The organism is Rhodococcus sp. 27YEA15 (assembly GCF_049739425.1).
In the GTDB taxonomy this organism is placed as follows: Bacteria; Actinomycetota; Actinomycetes; order Mycobacteriales; family Mycobacteriaceae; genus Rhodococcus_F.
Window position 1 is genome coordinate 1,620,051 of sequence record NZ_JBMHHW010000001.1, and the last position, 15,005, is coordinate 1,635,055.

General features: G+C 63.0%; 15 protein-coding genes. 7 read left to right on the forward strand and 8 right to left on the reverse strand.

The window, feature by feature from the left end; translation table 11 throughout:
• Positions 1-47: 47 nt before the first annotated feature.
• Together ABH922_RS07480 and ABH922_RS07485 are read right to left on the reverse strand one after the other, a co-directional pair.
• Complete coding sequence (locus ABH922_RS07480) at positions 48-1,169, reverse strand: FAD-dependent oxidoreductase (RefSeq protein ID WP_424806309.1); 1,122 nt, start codon at positions 1,167-1,169, stop codon at positions 48-50.
• Positions 1,166-1,864, reverse strand: a complete 699-nt coding sequence (locus tag ABH922_RS07485) for a TetR/AcrR family transcriptional regulator (protein ID WP_424806310.1) — start codon at positions 1,862-1,864, stop codon at positions 1,166-1,168. Before ABH922_RS07485 ends, ABH922_RS07480 begins: the two co-directional genes overlap by 4 nt.
• Before the next feature lie 128 nt (positions 1,865-1,992).
• Between ABH922_RS07485 and ABH922_RS07490 the strand changes: the two genes are divergently transcribed.
• Positions 1,993-2,820 (forward strand): polysaccharide deacetylase family protein, encoded by an 828-nt coding sequence (locus tag ABH922_RS07490; RefSeq protein WP_424806311.1) that lies wholly within the window; start codon positions 1,993-1,995, stop codon positions 2,818-2,820.
• A 41-nt stretch (positions 2,821-2,861) separates the two neighbouring features.
• Here ABH922_RS07490 and ABH922_RS07495 read toward each other — a convergent pair whose 3' ends face one another.
• From ABH922_RS07495 to ABH922_RS07505, 3 genes are all read right to left on the reverse strand, one after another.
• Positions 2,862-3,692 (reverse strand): inositol monophosphatase family protein, encoded by an 831-nt coding sequence (locus ABH922_RS07495; protein WP_424806312.1) that lies wholly within the window; start codon positions 3,690-3,692, stop codon positions 2,862-2,864.
• A gap of 62 nt (positions 3,693-3,754) precedes the next feature.
• Positions 3,755-4,828, reverse strand: coding sequence for an ABC transporter substrate-binding protein (locus tag ABH922_RS07500; RefSeq protein ID WP_424806313.1), 1,074 nt, complete (start codon positions 4,826-4,828; stop codon positions 3,755-3,757).
• 111 nt (positions 4,829-4,939) lie between these two features.
• Positions 4,940-5,758 (reverse strand): AraC family transcriptional regulator, encoded by an 819-nt coding sequence (locus tag ABH922_RS07505; protein ID WP_424806314.1) that lies wholly within the window; start codon positions 5,756-5,758, stop codon positions 4,940-4,942.
• Positions 5,759-5,806: 48 nt separating this feature from the next.
• Between ABH922_RS07505 and ABH922_RS07510 the strand changes: the two genes are divergently transcribed.
• Together ABH922_RS07510 and ABH922_RS07515 are read left to right on the forward strand one after the other, a co-directional pair.
• Positions 5,807-6,037 carry a hypothetical protein gene (locus ABH922_RS07510; protein ID WP_424806315.1) on the forward strand — a complete coding sequence of 77 codons (231 nt, stop codon included), beginning with the start codon at positions 5,807-5,809 and terminating at the stop codon, positions 6,035-6,037.
• A gap of 187 nt (positions 6,038-6,224) precedes the next feature.
• Positions 6,225-6,653 (forward strand): hypothetical protein, encoded by a 429-nt coding sequence (locus tag ABH922_RS07515; protein WP_424806316.1) that lies wholly within the window; start codon positions 6,225-6,227, stop codon positions 6,651-6,653.
• Positions 6,654-6,702: 49 nt separating this feature from the next.
• Here the strand turns inward: ABH922_RS07515 and ABH922_RS07520 are convergent, their stop codons facing one another.
• Positions 6,703-7,575 (reverse strand): hydroxypyruvate isomerase family protein, encoded by an 873-nt coding sequence (locus ABH922_RS07520; RefSeq protein WP_424806317.1) that lies wholly within the window; start codon positions 7,573-7,575, stop codon positions 6,703-6,705.
• A 336-nt stretch (positions 7,576-7,911) separates the two neighbouring features.
• Here ABH922_RS07520 and ABH922_RS07525 point away from each other — a divergent pair, with 336 nt between their 5' ends.
• The 3 genes from ABH922_RS07525 to ABH922_RS07535 are packed head-to-tail and all read left to right on the forward strand — an operon-like array spanning position 7,912 to position 11,646.
• Positions 7,912-9,210 carry a lipase family protein gene (locus ABH922_RS07525; protein ID WP_424809600.1) on the forward strand — a complete coding sequence of 433 codons (1,299 nt, stop codon included), beginning with the start codon at positions 7,912-7,914 and terminating at the stop codon, positions 9,208-9,210.
• Positions 9,211-9,262: 52 nt separating this feature from the next.
• Positions 9,263-10,120 carry a type I methionyl aminopeptidase gene (gene map / locus ABH922_RS07530; RefSeq protein ID WP_424806318.1) on the forward strand — a complete coding sequence of 286 codons (858 nt, stop codon included), beginning with the start codon at positions 9,263-9,265 and terminating at the stop codon, positions 10,118-10,120.
• A complete protein-coding gene (locus ABH922_RS07535; RefSeq protein WP_424806319.1) occupies positions 10,117-11,646 on the forward strand; it encodes a cobyric acid synthase in 1,530 nt (509 codons plus the stop codon). The genes map and ABH922_RS07535 overlap by 4 nt, the downstream gene beginning before the upstream one ends.
• Position 11,647: 1 nt before the next feature.
• On the opposite strand, the gene ABH922_RS07540 is transcribed toward ABH922_RS07535, so the two are convergent.
• Positions 11,648-12,010, reverse strand: coding sequence for an ArsR/SmtB family transcription factor (locus tag ABH922_RS07540; RefSeq protein ID WP_424806320.1), 363 nt, complete (start codon positions 12,008-12,010; stop codon positions 11,648-11,650).
• Between the two features lie 76 nt (positions 12,011-12,086).
• On the opposite strand from ABH922_RS07540, the gene ABH922_RS07545 reads away from it, so the two are divergent.
• Positions 12,087-14,009: a heavy metal translocating P-type ATPase gene (locus tag ABH922_RS07545; RefSeq protein WP_424806321.1), complete on the forward strand. Its 1,923-nt coding sequence runs from the start codon at positions 12,087-12,089 to the stop codon at positions 14,007-14,009.
• Here the strand turns inward: ABH922_RS07545 and ABH922_RS07550 are convergent.
• Positions 13,992-14,969: a hypothetical protein gene (locus tag ABH922_RS07550; RefSeq protein WP_424806322.1), complete on the reverse strand. Its 978-nt coding sequence runs from the start codon at positions 14,967-14,969 to the stop codon at positions 13,992-13,994. The two genes, ABH922_RS07545 and ABH922_RS07550, sit on opposite strands and share 18 nt — an antisense overlap.
• Positions 14,970-15,005: the final 36 nt, after the last annotated feature.

Below are 15,005 nucleotides of genomic sequence, written 5' to 3' on the forward strand. Positions count from 1 at the left end.
GCGCCTTTGTCAACCGCCGGGGGTTGGCAAAGGCGCACAGCAAGGGGTCAGGCAGTGAACATCTCCACGAGACCTCGAGGGGCATCCTCGCGGAAGCAGAGCTCGAGTCCTTCGGCGGAATCCTGAGCTGCGGCTTCACTTCTGGGGAACAAGCGAGCCTCGTACGCGGTGAGCGCATCTTCCGTCTCCGGGTGGGCGGCGATTGCTTCCCCGAGCTCGGCGCCGTCGAGCATCGCCAGGTTCGCGCCTTCGCCTGCGAACGGTGACATCACGTGGGCGGCGTCGCCGAGAAGTGTCACGCCCGGTGTGCGGTTCCACGTATGGCCGACCGGTAGTGCGTGGATGGGCCGGGGGACGAGGGGAGTGTCGGCGTCGCGTACCAGCGCGAGCAGGGTGTCGTCCCAGTCGGTGAAATGTTCGAGAACAAGGGATTTGGCTGCATCGACATCGACGGCTCCGATGCTCGGTGCCCACGATTCCGGAGCTCGGAGTGCGGTGTAGACGTGCAAGCTGCCGTCGGGTTCGCGGTGGGCGAGGAATCCTCTGTCGTGTCCCAGGGCGAAGAGCATGCCGCCGCCGACGGTTGCTGCCGCTGTCGAATGTCGGGTGTCCGCATCGTGCAGGTCTCCTTCGACGAAGGACAGTCCGGTGTAGACGGGAGTGGCGCTCGAGACCAGCGGACGGATTTTCGACCAGGCGCCGTCCGCGCCGATCAGCAGATTGGTGGTGAAGCTCGATCCGTCGGCCAGGTGTACTTCGTGTCGGCCGTCCGAGAGGGGTTCGGCCCCTGTGATCTTGGTTCCCCACTGCACTGTTCCGGTGGGCAGGGAGTCGAGGAGTAGGTCGCGGAGTGCGCCGCGGTCCACTTCGGGCCGGTCGCCGTTACCGTCGTCCTCGTCGTGAAAGAGGACGTTCGCGTGTCGGTCGAGGACGCGGGTCGCTTCTCCGCCGATGTGGACGAGTTCACGGAACTGCTCGTACAACCCTGCGGTACGAAGTGCGGCTTGTCCTGATTCGGCGTGGATGTCGAGCATTCCGCCCTGCGTTCGCGCCGCTGGTCCGGAGTCCAGATCGAATACCGCCGACTCGATTCCGTTGACATGAAGAACGCGGGCAAGAGTGAGTCCGCCGAGTCCGCCGCCGATGACGGCGATGGGGTGGTGCGTCATGATGACTCCTGGGGGGTGAGGGGTGTGTTGGTGATGCCGGTGACGAGCATGCGAAAGCTCCACGACAGGCGGTGCTCCGGTTCACCGGACAGTAGATGCGCGGCATGGGCAGCGATCTGGGGATACACTCGCGCGTCGGCATTCTCCACGGCGTCGGTCAGTGCGTCCCAGTCGTCACCGGCGTCGATCGTCGAGTCTCTGGTGGTGTGCTCGGCTGCGGTCGCCGTCGCGTGTTGAAGGAGTAGGTCGACGCCCCACGATGCGCGATCGACGGGTACGTCGCCGTCGTCGAGGAGGGCCAGTAGCCGCTCGATCAACTGCAGGTAGTGAGGGCCGCTCGGGCGCGCCACCATTGCCGCCTGCGCCAGGCTGGGGTACTCGAACAGTACCGACGTGTACGAGGTGAGCACGTGTTCGAGTTGTTCTTGCCATGTGCCGGAAGTATTTTCGCCGAGATCGACCTCGCCGAGAAGCTCGTCGAGGACGGCGGCATGCAGCTCAGCGGTGTTCTTCACATACACGTACAGCGACGCTGCGCCGGTGTCGAGCTCGAGTGCGAGTCGTCGCATCGTGACCTTTTGCATCCCGTACGCGCGGAGAAGGTTGACAGCGGTGCTGACGATGCCGTCTCGGGTGAGTGCGGGTTTCGCGGGGCGATCGCGTCTGCTGGGTGTCGGTGACTGCTCGGTGTGCATGAGACCACGATACACCGAACGTGTTCGTTACGAACATGTTCGTCATCACACGAAGGAATGCTCGCGAGGCGGAACCTCGGCACGGTAGTGGCACCGCGAGGTGGAGGAATGTTCGCTAAAGTCCAATTGTGGACAGACGGGGATTTCTGACGGTGCTCGCCGCGGGTACTACCGTCGTCGTCGCAGGTTGCGCGAAGGCGTATGGCGACGACTCGGCGATGGCCGTAGCCGCCGGGGAATCCTCGCCACCTTCGACGGACAACCTGTCCCCGACTCCGCCCGTCCTGCTCGGACCGCCACCGGCGTCGGCCCGAGTGGCAGTGCCCCCGGGAACGTTGACGGCTATTCCCGGAGCGGGCAACAACATCGCGCTCACCGTGGACGACGGTGCCGACGCCGATGTGGTCGGTGCCTACGTTCAGTTCGCACGGGACACCGGTGCCAGATTCACGTTCTTCGTAACCGGCGTCTACGACGGATGGACCACGCACAAGGCGGCGCTGCGGCCTCTCGTCGAGAGCGGTCAGATTCAGTTGGGCAACCACACCTGGGACCATCCGGACCTCACCGCCCTCACGGCGAGGTCGGTGGCTGCGCAATTCGAGCGCACGAAGTCGTTCTTGCTCAACACTTTCGGAGTGGACGGCGCGCCGTTCTATCGGCCGCCGTTCGGATATCACAATTCTGCGGTGGACGCGATCGCGGCCGATAGCGGCTACAGCGTCCCTACCCTCTGGTATGGCTCGCTCTCCGATTCCGGGTTGATCACCGAACAGTATCTACTCGAATGTGCATCCAAGTACTTCACCGCACAGGCAATCGTGATCGGGCATGCCAACCATCCGCCGGTGACCCACGTGTACGGGCAACTCGTCGACCTCATTCGCGACCGCAACCTTGCGATGGTCACCCTGAACGACGTGTTCACCACGACGGGGAACCGCTCGGCACGTTGAACCGCCAAACGCCGGGAAACCAACGGCAGCGCCTCGTCGAGCTAGTCGGAGAAAAGCAGGTGGCGCAGTTCGTGCCAGGTGTCCTGGTCGGGTGCAGTGAGGATTCCGCCGTCGACGTGACCGGGGAGATACGGCGACCCGTCGAACCGGGCTGCGTACCCACCGGCCTCCTGGTGAATGAGTACACCGGCAAGGTGATCCCACGGCATCAATTTGTGGTAGACCGAAAAATGCGCTCCACCCGTCGCGATCAGACGGTATTCGTGTGCTGCGCAACGGAAACCGAACGACGACGCGCATCGCGCGTGATTGCGTGCGAGCGTCGAGCGGAGCGGCTCCTCGACGAATTGCCATGATATCGAACCCAGCATGTTCGACGGGGACGTCGGTGGTGCCACGTGAGCGGTGCGGCTGTTGCCGCTCGACGTCCGTATCCGCGTTCCGGCTCCTTTGACGCCGATGATCCAGTCCCGCCCGATCGGGTCGTGGATGATCCCGGCTCGAGTTTCGCCGTTGACGACGACGGCGACCATGACACCGAACAGGGGGACGCCGTGCGCGAAGTTGTAGGTTCCGTCCACCGGATCGACCACGAAAGCCAGTGGTGCGTCGGCGAGCCGGGCCGGCAGCGAGGCGTCGGATTCGCTTGCTTCTTCGCCGACGACGAGAGCGTCCGGATAGCGTGCGAGCAGGTGCGCGGTGATGACGCGTTCGGCGTTGACGTCGGCTTCGGTGACCAGATCCAGGTCTGACGTCTTCGCGCGCACGTCGTGTTCACCCAGTGTTCGGAATCTCGGCATGATTTCCGCTTCCGCCGCCGAGGCGAGCAGGTCGCTCAGCCAGTCGATGTCGTTGTCGTCGAAGGTGAACACGTGCGGAATATACCCGCACCGCCCCGGCAGTCCGCTGATCGGGGCGGTGCGGGATTCAAGCGTTACTTCTCGACGAGTGCCGACAGTTGCGGGACCAGTTGGTCCACTGCCCACTCGATGCTGAGCACACTGACGTACATGGTGGCCGCGGTGAGCCGGTTGTCGGTGATCCACAGATCCTTGCCGGCGGCGATCACCGGCCATCGGGCGAAGAGAGTGTTGTTCACCGTGCTGTCGACTTCGGACTGCTCACTTGCCCAGCCCAGGTAGACGTCGGTGTCGATGGTGTCCAGATTTTCCATGCTGATCCCGAACAGGAACGAGTCTCCGGCGGAGTTCTTGCTGCCGGTGACGACGTCAGGGGCGATGGTCAGACCGAGGTTTTCCACCAACTGCACGCGCGGATCGGCCGGACCGTAGATTGCGGTCTCGGTTTCGCCGTCGCGGATGTACGAACCGAACACGAAGCGGACACCGGCGAACTCCGGATGTTCGGATTTCTGCTGTGCCAGTGTGTTTTCGGTGGTTTTCACAAGTTTTTCGGCTGCGGCACCGCGGCCGAGCGCCTTGCCGACGTCGGTTGTCAGGTTTTGCCATGTGGGCTGGTACGGGCGGTCGGCATACGGCAAGGTCGGGGCGATGGTACTCAATCGCTCGTAGTCGGTACGGGAGAATCCAGAGTACGGGGCGAGAATCACATCGGGAGCGGCGCCGAGGATCTGTTCGAAGAGGAGTTCACCCGAGTCGGAATAGTACGACGCCGGGGTGGGAAGAGTTTTGCCGGTCCGCTCGAGTTCGGCTCGTGTCCATGGCAGGAATCCGTCGTCGTCGCCGGCCCAGCCGTCACGCTGCATCGACGTCGGTGTCATGCCGAGGGCTACGACGGTGTCGGTGGCGGCCGAGTCCAGCGTGAGAATCCGGACGGGTTCCCGCTCGAAGGTGGTTTCACCGAAGGCGTGCTCTACGGTGACGGGAAATGCGCCGTCCTCGACAGCCGACGACGATGCCGTTGTGCGGTCACTGTCGGAGGACGACGGGCTGCACGCGGTCAGCGACGTCAGGGTGATGGCTGCCGCGGTAAGGGCGACCCATCCCTTCCGCCGGCGGCGACTCCTCGAACCGAGGGTTGTGAACACGTGAAACTCCTTGTGCTGAATCGGAAAACGTCTGAAGCACCCGCGGTTGCGGCTGTGCGCAACGGCGTTGCTTCGTCGAATCTAGAGTGTGGTGGTGTAGCGAAGGGGTCATCAGATGTCGGCAACAGGCCACGAGCCCGGTGTGTGCCCCACAGTCTTACGGAACGCGGCGATGAACGAACTCGACGTCCGATAGCCCACGCGGCGACCGACAGAGTTGACGCTCATTCCGTTACCGAGCATGCCGAGGGCGCTGTTCATTCGGATCAGTGTTCGCCACTGGGCAAAGCTCATTGCCAGCTCTGCCGCGAATATCCGGGTCACTGTCCGCCTGCTCACGTTCAGGACGTGTGCCCATTGATCGAGTGACCTGTCGTCCGCCGGATCCGATACGACGCCGTCGACGAGGACCCGGATCCTCGGGTCTCGGGGGATGGGTACTTCGAAGTGGGATGCCGGAGCGGGGGTGAGTAGATCGATGCACACCTGTTGCGCACGTAGGCGTTGATCGGTGGGCATCGGGTTTCGGGCCAGATGCAAGAGAAGTACGCGTACGGCTTCACTGAGCGTGACGATGCACGGTTCGCTCCAGATTCTTGTCCACAGTTCTGGCGCGAACAGTGTTGCGCGAAATGCGACGTGCGGATTCGCTTGGCCTTCGTGGAGTATTCCGCGGGGAATCCAGAGTCCGACGCCGGGTGTCACGGTCCACAGTTGGTGGTCGATGATCATGTTCACGACCCCACGGTCCGACCAGATCAATTCGTGTTCGACGTGAGCGTGTGTCGGCCATCGAGTGACGTGTTCGGTCTCGACGACCTTCGTCGTGAGGCGAAACGGCGGCGGGACGGCGCGTTCGGCGTCCGCGGGTGGGAAGTGATCCGTTGCGGGCACAGCGTCGTCGCACTCACGTAGGGCGGGGATCGGCACTGCGAGCAACCTCCAAAGTAAGTTAGGTTTACCTTATACTCTGGCTGCTTGTCCGTGCAGACCTGCGCTGCGCGTATGCGCCGCCGCGCAGTACGGCGGACGAGTCCGACGCGTGTTCTGGCGCTCACCGGGCGCTGCGCCGTCGTCGGGAGTCAGCTGCAGGTGTTTCTCGCCGTCCGCAACTGTGGACCGGTGGTGCGCGTCCTGAGTATCCAGGTGTGCACCGTTGACGAAAGTTGGTCTCTGGCCGGCTATTTTGCGATCAGGGCAGCTGCGTGATCGGGCATCGTGCCAGCCGTGTTCGAGTGGAAAGTCGAACTCCACAGTTTTGGTAATGTTTACCTAACAAATTGGTAAAAACTCTGCTAAGTTGGGTCCGGCTCATGCAGTTCGGGGTATTTGTCGACCGACGTATTTCAGCGGAGCCCGACCGTCTGCCCGGCCTTCGTACTTGATTGAGGAATTCATGAATCGCGCTATGATCCGCACGTCTGTCATCGCTGCTGTGACAGCTCCACTGTTGCTGCTGTCGGCGGGTATCGCCAGTGCGGCGCCGACGGTTACCGTCGAGGGGAACAAGGATCTGACCATCGTCGTGACGCCGCAAGCCGATGAAAACGGTTTGCGTGAATGTTCGTTCAAGATCTACGACGAGGCCGACAAGCGTGTTGCCAAGGAAGAGGCGAGTTACAAGAAGGGCGCTCCCGTCGAGGACATCACCTTCGGGCCGTACGCTGCGGGAACCTACACGGTGAACTGGGAATGCAAGGACAACAACAAGAGCAAGTTCAGTGACACCGTGGTCGTGAAGCTCGGGGGAAGCGCATCGGTCTCGAGCGTGGACGACGTGCTTGCTCCGCTCCGCGGGTTTCTGGCCGGACTCAGCTCGAGCTGAACCACGTAACCGGGGGCCTGTCTGCCTCGGCGATCAGGATCGCCCGTCGTCACGAACATTCGGCGGTGGGAGATCCTGATCGACGTGACCGACGTTCGGCGCAATCGTCGGCTCGGTCCGACCTGCGCACCTGGTGCGGTAACCACTCGAACGGATCGGAGCTGTTCGAGATGTACTCCAGTGAGACGAACCCGCGGTAGCCACGGCGAACGAGGGTGGCGAGGTGACGGTCGAGGTCTACGATTCCCGTGCCTGGCGCACCGCGGCCGGGGGAGTCGGCTATCTGAACGTGCCCGATGCGATCGCCGTACAGTTCTACCGTCGTATCGATGTCGTCCCCGTTGGTGACGAGGTGATACATGTCGGCGAGAAGGCGTAGCGACGTCACTCCCGTCGACGACTGCACCCGGTCGAGAACATCGACCACGTCCTTCGCGCGCTTCAACGGGTACCGCGGTATTCCGCTCAACGGTTCGACGAGAACGACGGCTCCGATGCGTTCGGCGGCGCGTCCTGCTCGCGCGAGGTTCTCGATCGCGATCTCGTCTTGTTCGCGAAATGTCAGCTCTTCGTGGCGATTTCCGTAAAGCGCATTGAACCCGGTGGTCTGCAACCGCTCCCCGATTCCGATCACCACATCGACGTTGTCGTTGAATGCCGATCGGTGTGCCGGGTCGGACAGGAGCCCTCGCTCACCGGCGGTCATGTCGCCTGCGGCGAAGTTGAGTCCGGTCAGCTGCACGCCTGCATCCTCGATCGCGCGGACGAAGGAATCCACTTCACGGTCCGGTGGTGTCGGAGAGTCGAACGGCCACCAGAATTCGACAGCGTCGAATCCGGCTTCTCGCGCGGCTTGCGGTCGGTGTAGCAACGGCACGTCGGTCAGCAGGATCGAGCAGTTGACGGTGTAGTTGACGCGCACCCTCGACTCCTCACTGTTGGACCGCTGTGCATTCTGTCAGTCGGGATATTCTTCCAGCCGGCGACTCGGCGGCGCCCGATCGGGGCTGAGGGCGAGCAGATCGACCACAGTGCGCGAACGGTACCGACCACTGGATGCGGCGGGTTGCGGGTACGGCGGGACGAGATCGGGCGCCGGCATCCGGCTCGATTGTCGGGGTGTTGCAATCATCTCGCGTGCCATACGCTGTGCTGCGCGTCACGTGCACATGCGCGTCGACAAGCGACACGAATATGGGGGGCCATCGTGGTAGCGAAAGTTTTCGCGCGGGGGTTGATAGCACTGACGGCAATAGTCATGGCCGCCGTCGCGGCACCGGCGGTGTCGGCGCAGCCGGTCACCGATCCGTTCTATCAGTACGACGGTACGGCGCCGTTGTCGTCGTTCGAGCCGGGGGCGGTCCTGAAAACCCGCACGGTGCAGTACAGTATCGCCAACGTTCCGACGCCGATACAGGCAGTCCAGGTGGTCTACAGATCCACCGACGTCTCGGGGAATCCGATCTCGAACGTCACCTCGATTCTTCGACCGCCGGTTCCGCAACCGGACAAAGTCGTGTCCTTCCAGTCCGCCTACGATTCCCTGGATCCGGCGGACGGACCGTCACGGGCTGTTGCCGGACAGACCCCGGTGGGTAGTTGGACCTCGAGCGGGCGGAATCTTGCTTTCGGAGGGCTCCTCGTCTCGGTCGAAGCCGGGATGTTCGGCCCGCTGTTGGCTCTCGGCTACACCGTTGTCCTTCCCGACACCGAGGGGCAGGATGCGAACTTCGCTGTCGGGCCTGGTTACGGGATGCTGACCCTCGATTCGCTACGCGCTGCCAAGAATGTCCCGGAAGCGGGAATCTCGGAGAATGCGCAGATAGCACTGCTCGGATATTCCGGGGGTGCGATCGCATCCAACTGGTCGGCCATCCTGGCGCCTACCTACGCCCCGGACGTCGACAAGAATCTGATCGGCGCCGCTGTCGGCGGTGTGCTGGTCAATCCGGCCCGCAACCTTACGTATGCGAACGGGAGTATCGCGTGGTCGGGCGTCGTCGGTATGGCTGTCGTCGGCATCGCCCGTTCCTACGGAATCGATTTCGATCGGTACCTCAACGATTTCGGGCGTGAGATCCTGGCGCATCTCGGTGACGCGTCGATCGGTAACGTCTATCTCCAGTATCCGGGCCTTACCTGGCAGTCCATGGTGAAGCCCGAGTACGCCGACCCGACGTCGGTGCCGGAATTCGTCGAGGTGGTGAACAAGATCAACATGGGTACGGCGCAGATCCCGACCATCCCGATGTTCATCGCGCAGGGTTCCAACGGCGTCATCGAAGGTACCTTCCCGGGTGGGCCGGGAATCGGGCCGGGCGACGGCATCATGATTGCCGGTGACGTTCGGAGCCTCGCCATCCGTTACTGCGATGCTGGTCTGCCCATCCAGTACGACGAGTACGACACTCTCAGTCACATTCCGGCAGCGGTACTGTTCACTCCGGGTGCCTGGCTCTGGCTCGACAACAGGTTCAACGGAGATCCGGCGCCCAGCAACTGCGGTCACATCGCGCCGGGAAATTCGCTCGAGCCGGTGGTGTACACAGGCAAATGACGTGTCGGTGCCACCCCGGCCGATCGTCAGGCCGGGGGCTAGGCTGTTCGGCATGTCTGTGCGTACCCCACTGGTCCCTGGAACCGTGTCACCTGTCCTCGCTGTGCCGAGCAAGATCGAGCGGCCGGAGTACGCGTGGAAATCCACCGCCAAAGAGGGTAACGAACCGTGGGTGCAAACCCCGGAGACAATCGAGAAGATGCGGGTAGCGAGCAGGATCGCCGCCCAGGCGCTGCAGGAGGCAGGCAAGGCGGTGGTTCCGGGGGTTAGCACCGACGAACTGGACCGCATCGCCCACGAGTACATGCTCGATCATGGCGCGTACCCGTCGACGTTGGGCTACAAAGGCTTTCCGAAGTCCTGCTGCACCTCGCTCAACGAGGTGATCTGCCACGGGATACCGGACTCGACGGTGGTCGCCGACGGTGACATCGTGAACATCGACGTCACGGCCTATATCGACGGGGTGCACGGCGATACCAACGCGACATTCCTTGCGGGCGATGTCTCCGAGGAGAATCGCCTTCTCGTCGAGCGCACCCACGACGCCACGATGCGTGCGATCAAGGCAGTCAAGCCGGGCCGTGCACTCAACGTCATCGGTCGTGTGATCGAGTCGTACGCCCACCGGTTCGGGTACGGCGTGGTTCGAGATTTCACCGGACACGGTATCGGCGAGACGTTCCACAACGGATTGGTCATCTTGCACTACGACGAGCCGTCCGTCGAGACGATCATCGAGCCTGGCATGGTCTTCACCATCGAACCCATGATCAACCTGGGCACTGCCGACTACGAAATCTGGGACGACGGCTGGACTGTCGTCACCAAGGATCGCAAGTGGACCGCGCAGTTCGAGCACACACTGGTGGTCACCGAGACCGGTGCAGAGATCCTGACCCTGCCTTGACCGGTGTGCTCCGTGGTGCCCTGCTGGTGGCAGGGACCACCTCTGATGCCGGAAAGAGTGTGTTGGTCGCTGGTCTGTGCCGGATGTTGGCGCGCCGCGGGGTCCGCGTCGCGCCGTTCAAAGCGCAGAACATGTCCAACAATTCGGTTGTCACGCTCGACGGCGGCGAGATCGGTCGAGCGCAGGCGCTTCAAGCGCGAGCCTGCGGACTCGAGCCGAGTGTGCGGTTCAATCCAGTTCTGCTCAAACCGGGTAGCGACCGCACGTCCCAGCTTGTGGTGCGTGGCAGGGCGATGACCACTGTCGGCGCCCGTGACTACATGCAGCACCGGACGTGGTTGCGCGGTGTCGTGGCCGAGGATCTGGAGTCGCTCAGGTCCGAGTTCGACGTCGTCATCTGTGAAGGTGCCGGCTCGCCCGCTGAAATCAATTTGAGAGCAACGGATCTCGCGAACATGGGCTTGGCGGAGGCGGCTCGGATACCGGTCGTCGTGGTGGGTGACATCGACCGCGGGGGAGTACTTGCGCATCTGTTCGGGACCGTCACGGTGTTGTCGCCGAGTGATCAGGCGCTGATCGCCGGATTCGTGATCAACAAGTTTCGCGGTGACGTCGCGTTGTTGGAGCCGGGTCTGGACCAGCTTCACAGCCTGACCGGGCGCCCGACGTTCGGAGTCATCCCCTTCGCGGACGACCTCTGGCTCGACGCCGAGGACTCCCTGGGTGTCACGGGAAATGCGCCGGTCGGCAGACCGGGCTCGCCGGTCGGTGAACGGTGGCTGACCGTCGCAGCGGTGCGGCTGCCTAGAATCTCCAACTCCACGGACGTGGAGGCGCTCGCTTGCGAACCGGGTGTTGCGGTTTCGTGGATCACCGATCCCTCGCGCATTCGGGACGCGGATCTGGTGGTACTCCCTGGTAGCAAGTCCACGGTCAGCGATCTCGAATGGTTGCGCAGCAGTGGCCTGGCGGCGGAGATCGTTGCCCGGGCCGCACGAGGTCAGGCGGTACTGGGGATATGCGGTGGATATCAGATGCTCGGCAAGACCATTACCGACAATATCGAGTCGGGATCGGGAACGGCAGCCGGGCTGGGGCTTTTGGATGTCGATGTCGAGTTTGCCCGAGACAAGATCTTGACGCAGGTCGAGGGATCCATCGACGGTGTGCCGGTGTCCGGTTACGAAATCCATCACGGCCGAGTGACGCGAAACGGCGAGCGGCCGCTGCTGGTCGATTCCGCGGGGTCCCCGGAGGGAAGTGTTCGCGGCTCGGTGTGGGGAACGCATTGGCACGGGCTGCTCGAAAACGACCGGTTCCGGCGGCAGTTCTTGCGCGACATCGCTGACGACGGAACCGGTTTCGTCGTCGCACCGGATACGTCTGTTGCCGCGGTCCGCGAGCAGCAGTTGGATCTGCTCGCCGATCTCGTGGAGCGTCATCTGGATGTGGCCGCGCTCACCGATCTGATCAACGACGGTGCTCCGGCCGGGCTGCCGATCGTCACCTCCACCCTCGGATTCTGAACTAGGGCGTCTGGAAAGACTCGTCCCGGCCTCCGAGTCGGAGATGTTCGATGTGGTACACGGCCTCGTCGAGCAGTTGTGCGACGTGATCGTCGTAGAGGCTGTAGGAGATACTTCGCCCGGACCTGGTGCCGGTCACCAAACCCAGAGCGCGCAGTAATCGCAACTGATGCGATACGGCCGACTGGGTCATGCCCACGGATTCGGCCAGATCGTTGACCCCGATCGGCCCCTGGCGTAACCGCGAGAGGATCAGCAGACGGCTCGGGTTCGCCAAAGCCTGTAACGCCTCGGCTACAACGGCTGCGCTGTGCGCGTCCAGCACGGCGGCCGGAGTGTGTGTGCCCTGCGCTCCGTGACCCATGCATCACATCTTAGACCTATGATATATATGAAGACGTCTACATATATCAAATAGTTCTCCTTGATTCGAGGGATTCATGACGTCCGAGTTCACCAGTCGCGTCGCACCAGCTTGTGCGCTGCCGGAAGTTCGATGGGCAAGTGCTGCGCTCGCTCTGTTTCTCGCAGGCTGTGGTGTTCAACTCTCCGGTGGCCCAACCTGGATGTACTGGACCTTGTACCTGGGTTGTTACGCAACCGGAGGCTGGAAACCGGCCGTGGACGGGCTGCTCGCACTGCGATCGAGAACGCTGGAGGTGGATCTGCTGATGATCGTCGCGGCGCTGGGCGCTGCGGCAATCGGTCAAATCCTCGACGGGGCACTCTTGATCGTGATCTTCGCGTCGTCCGGGGCGTTGGAAGCGGTCGCCACTCGCAAGACCGAGGAGTCCGTTCGGGGACTACTCGACCTTGCGCCCACGCAGGCGACGCGACTTGGCGACGGGGGGCGCGAAGAAACGATCGACACCGATCGTCTCGAGATCGGGAACATCGTGCTCATTCGTCCCGGCGAACGTATCGGCGCGGACGGAGAGGTAATCGAAGGAATCAGTGACGTGGACCAGTCGTCGATCACCGGCGAGTCTGAGCCTGCTCGGAAAACAAAGGGGCAGAAGGTTTTTTCTGGAACACTCAATGGTACCGGCGCGCTGACGGTTCGAGTGGAGAGCGACCCGAGTCGGACCGTGATCGCGCGGATCGTGACGATGGTCGAGGAGGCTTCCGCGACAAAAGCCACCACACAGCTCTTCGTCGAGAAGATCGAACAGCGGTACTCGGTAGGAATGGTGGTGGCCACCTTGGCGCTGTTCGTCGTTCCGCTGGCGTGGGGTGCCGAGTTCGAACCGACTCTGCTGCGGGCCATGACCTTCATGATCGTGGCGTCGCCGTGTGCGGTGGTTCTGGCGACAATGCCGCCGCTACTGGCAGCCATCGCGAACGCAGGTCGTCACGGTGTGCTTGTCAAGTCGTCGGTTGTCATGGAGCAACTCGGCAACAGTACGATCATTGCCTTCGACAAGACCGGAACGTTGACCGGTGGAGTTCCGAGGTTGACCGACGTTCGAGTTCTCGACGATTCGCCGTTCACGGCCGATCGGGTGCTCGCACTCGCAGCGAGCGCCGAGCAGGGCAGCGAGCATCCACTCGGCCGCGCGATCGTGGCCGCTGCACGCGAGCGGGAAGGTCGGGTCGATCATGCAACAGGGTTCAATTCGACACCGGGGGTGGGGGTATCGGCAATCGTCGGCGGTCTGCGTGTCGAGGTCACCAGGCCGGGACGTTCGGAGTTGCCTGCAGCTGTCGGCGAGCTGGAGACTGCGGGGCTGACCGCCGTGCTGGTTGCGGTAGGCGGTGAGACGGTCGGTGTGCTGGGCTTGACGGATCGGCCACGTGTCGATGCAGCAGCGACGGTGGCCGCCGTCACGTCGTTGACCGGTAACGGCCCCGTCATGCTCACCGGCGACAATTCTCGCGCCGCGAAGAAACTTGCCGGACATCTCGGCATCGACGACGTGCGTAGTGAGATGCTGCCTCGGGCCAAGATGCACGCGGTTCGTCAGCTGACCGAGGTCGGGCACCATGTGCTGCTCGTGGGCGACGGCGTCAACGACGCACCGGCGATGGCTGCGGCCGGCAGCAGCATTGCCATGGGACGCGCTGGATCCGACCTCGCTCTCGACACCGCAGACGCAGTAGTTCTGCGAGACGAGCTGTCGGCGGTACCCGCACTCGTTGCGCTCTCGCGACGAGCGCGCCGATTGGTTCTCGCCAATCTCGTGATCGCGGGGACCTTCATCGTGGCGCTCGTCAGCTGGGACGTGATCGGATCTCTCCCGCTTCCCCTGGCCGTAGCCGGCCACGAAGGCTCGACCGTCATCGTGGCCCTCAACGGACTTCGGCTACTTCGCGAGTCGGCGTGGGAGGGGAAAGCGGGTCGAGTATCAGGAGCCGAACAGTGACGGGAGGCGATCTGTCGAACCGCCGGTTCCGCCGCCCGTGCCGCCGTCGCCGGGGCGTACGAGGTCGGCTGCACCGCGCAGAATCAGGATCGGCGGAAGTGAACCGCCGTTGGCTTCCGATCCGCTGAGAAGATCACCGTCGGCTGTGAAGGCGATCGCTTCGCCTTGAGGTTGGCTGGGGAGCGGAACTCGAACGGGAGTCGATGAGGTCAATGCCGAGACGAGGTCGCCGTCCGGAGCGGAATAGAGATACACATCCGAGTAGGTGCGTAGTGCGGCGACGGTGCCGTCGTGGCTGACTGCACCACCGGTGACGGCGATCGTCCCGTCGGAACCTTTGTAACCGCCGGGAGTTGTCGTGCGTGAGAAGGTGATCGAGCCTGCCTTGCGAAGCGGATTGACGACCGAGTTACTGAGTTGGTCGACAGTCGTAGCGCTCGCCGGGACGTAGACACCGGCGGTGCCGCTGAAATCCTTGGTCACGATTACCGGCGTTCCGGTACGTGAGATGAGTAGCGCTTCGGCGTTGTGGGCGCCGTCCGGATACATCAGACGGCGGGTACCGCTGGTAGTGCCGGCCTTCGACATCGGGATCAACGCGATGTTCGATCGAACCGACTTGTTGTCCCCGATATCGGCCAGCCACAGTGTTCCGTCAGGTGTCGAACCCAGGTCCTCGACGTCGGTTCGCGGGACCGGAACCGAAATCCACCGTGCGACATCACATTGATTCGTCAGTTCGGCGACACGGTCGTCGGTGCCGCTGTCCCCGATCGCGTAGATCTTTCCATCGGAGATCGTCAAGCCGGACAGTTCCTCGAGGCCCTTGTTCTTCGGCGTGCACAGACGTTCCCACGATGAGGCGTCGACTGCGGTGCGTAGCGGAGTTGCGTGCGCGCCACTGACCGCGAAAGCGCTGACGGTCAAGGACAGGGCCACAACGGCCGATGCTGCTTTCACGGATGTATTCCTTCGTGGGTGTACGCGAAATCGAGC

What these genes read in the sequence shown, in the direction of transcription:
- map (WP_424806318.1), top strand. Translation starts at nt 9,263, where the DNA reads ATGTCTGTGCGTACCCCACTGGTCCCTGGAACCGTGTCACCTGTCCTC.
- ABH922_RS07480 (WP_424806309.1), bottom strand. Translation starts at nt 1,169, where the DNA reads ATGACGCACCACCCCATCGCCGTCATCGGCGGCGGACTCGGCGGACTC.
- ABH922_RS07525 (WP_424809600.1), top strand. Translation starts at nt 7,912, where the DNA reads ATGGCCGCCGTCGCGGCACCGGCGGTGTCGGCGCAGCCGGTCACCGAT.
- ABH922_RS07515 (WP_424806316.1), top strand. Translation starts at nt 6,225, where the DNA reads ATGAATCGCGCTATGATCCGCACGTCTGTCATCGCTGCTGTGACAGCT.
- ABH922_RS07485 (WP_424806310.1), bottom strand. Translation starts at nt 1,864, where the DNA reads ATGCACACCGAGCAGTCACCGACACCCAGCAGACGCGATCGCCCCGCG.
- ABH922_RS07545 (WP_424806321.1), top strand. Translation starts at nt 12,087, where the DNA reads ATGACGTCCGAGTTCACCAGTCGCGTCGCACCAGCTTGTGCGCTGCCG.
- ABH922_RS07540 (WP_424806320.1), bottom strand. Translation starts at nt 12,010, where the DNA reads ATGGGTCACGGAGCGCAGGGCACACACACTCCGGCCGCCGTGCTGGAC.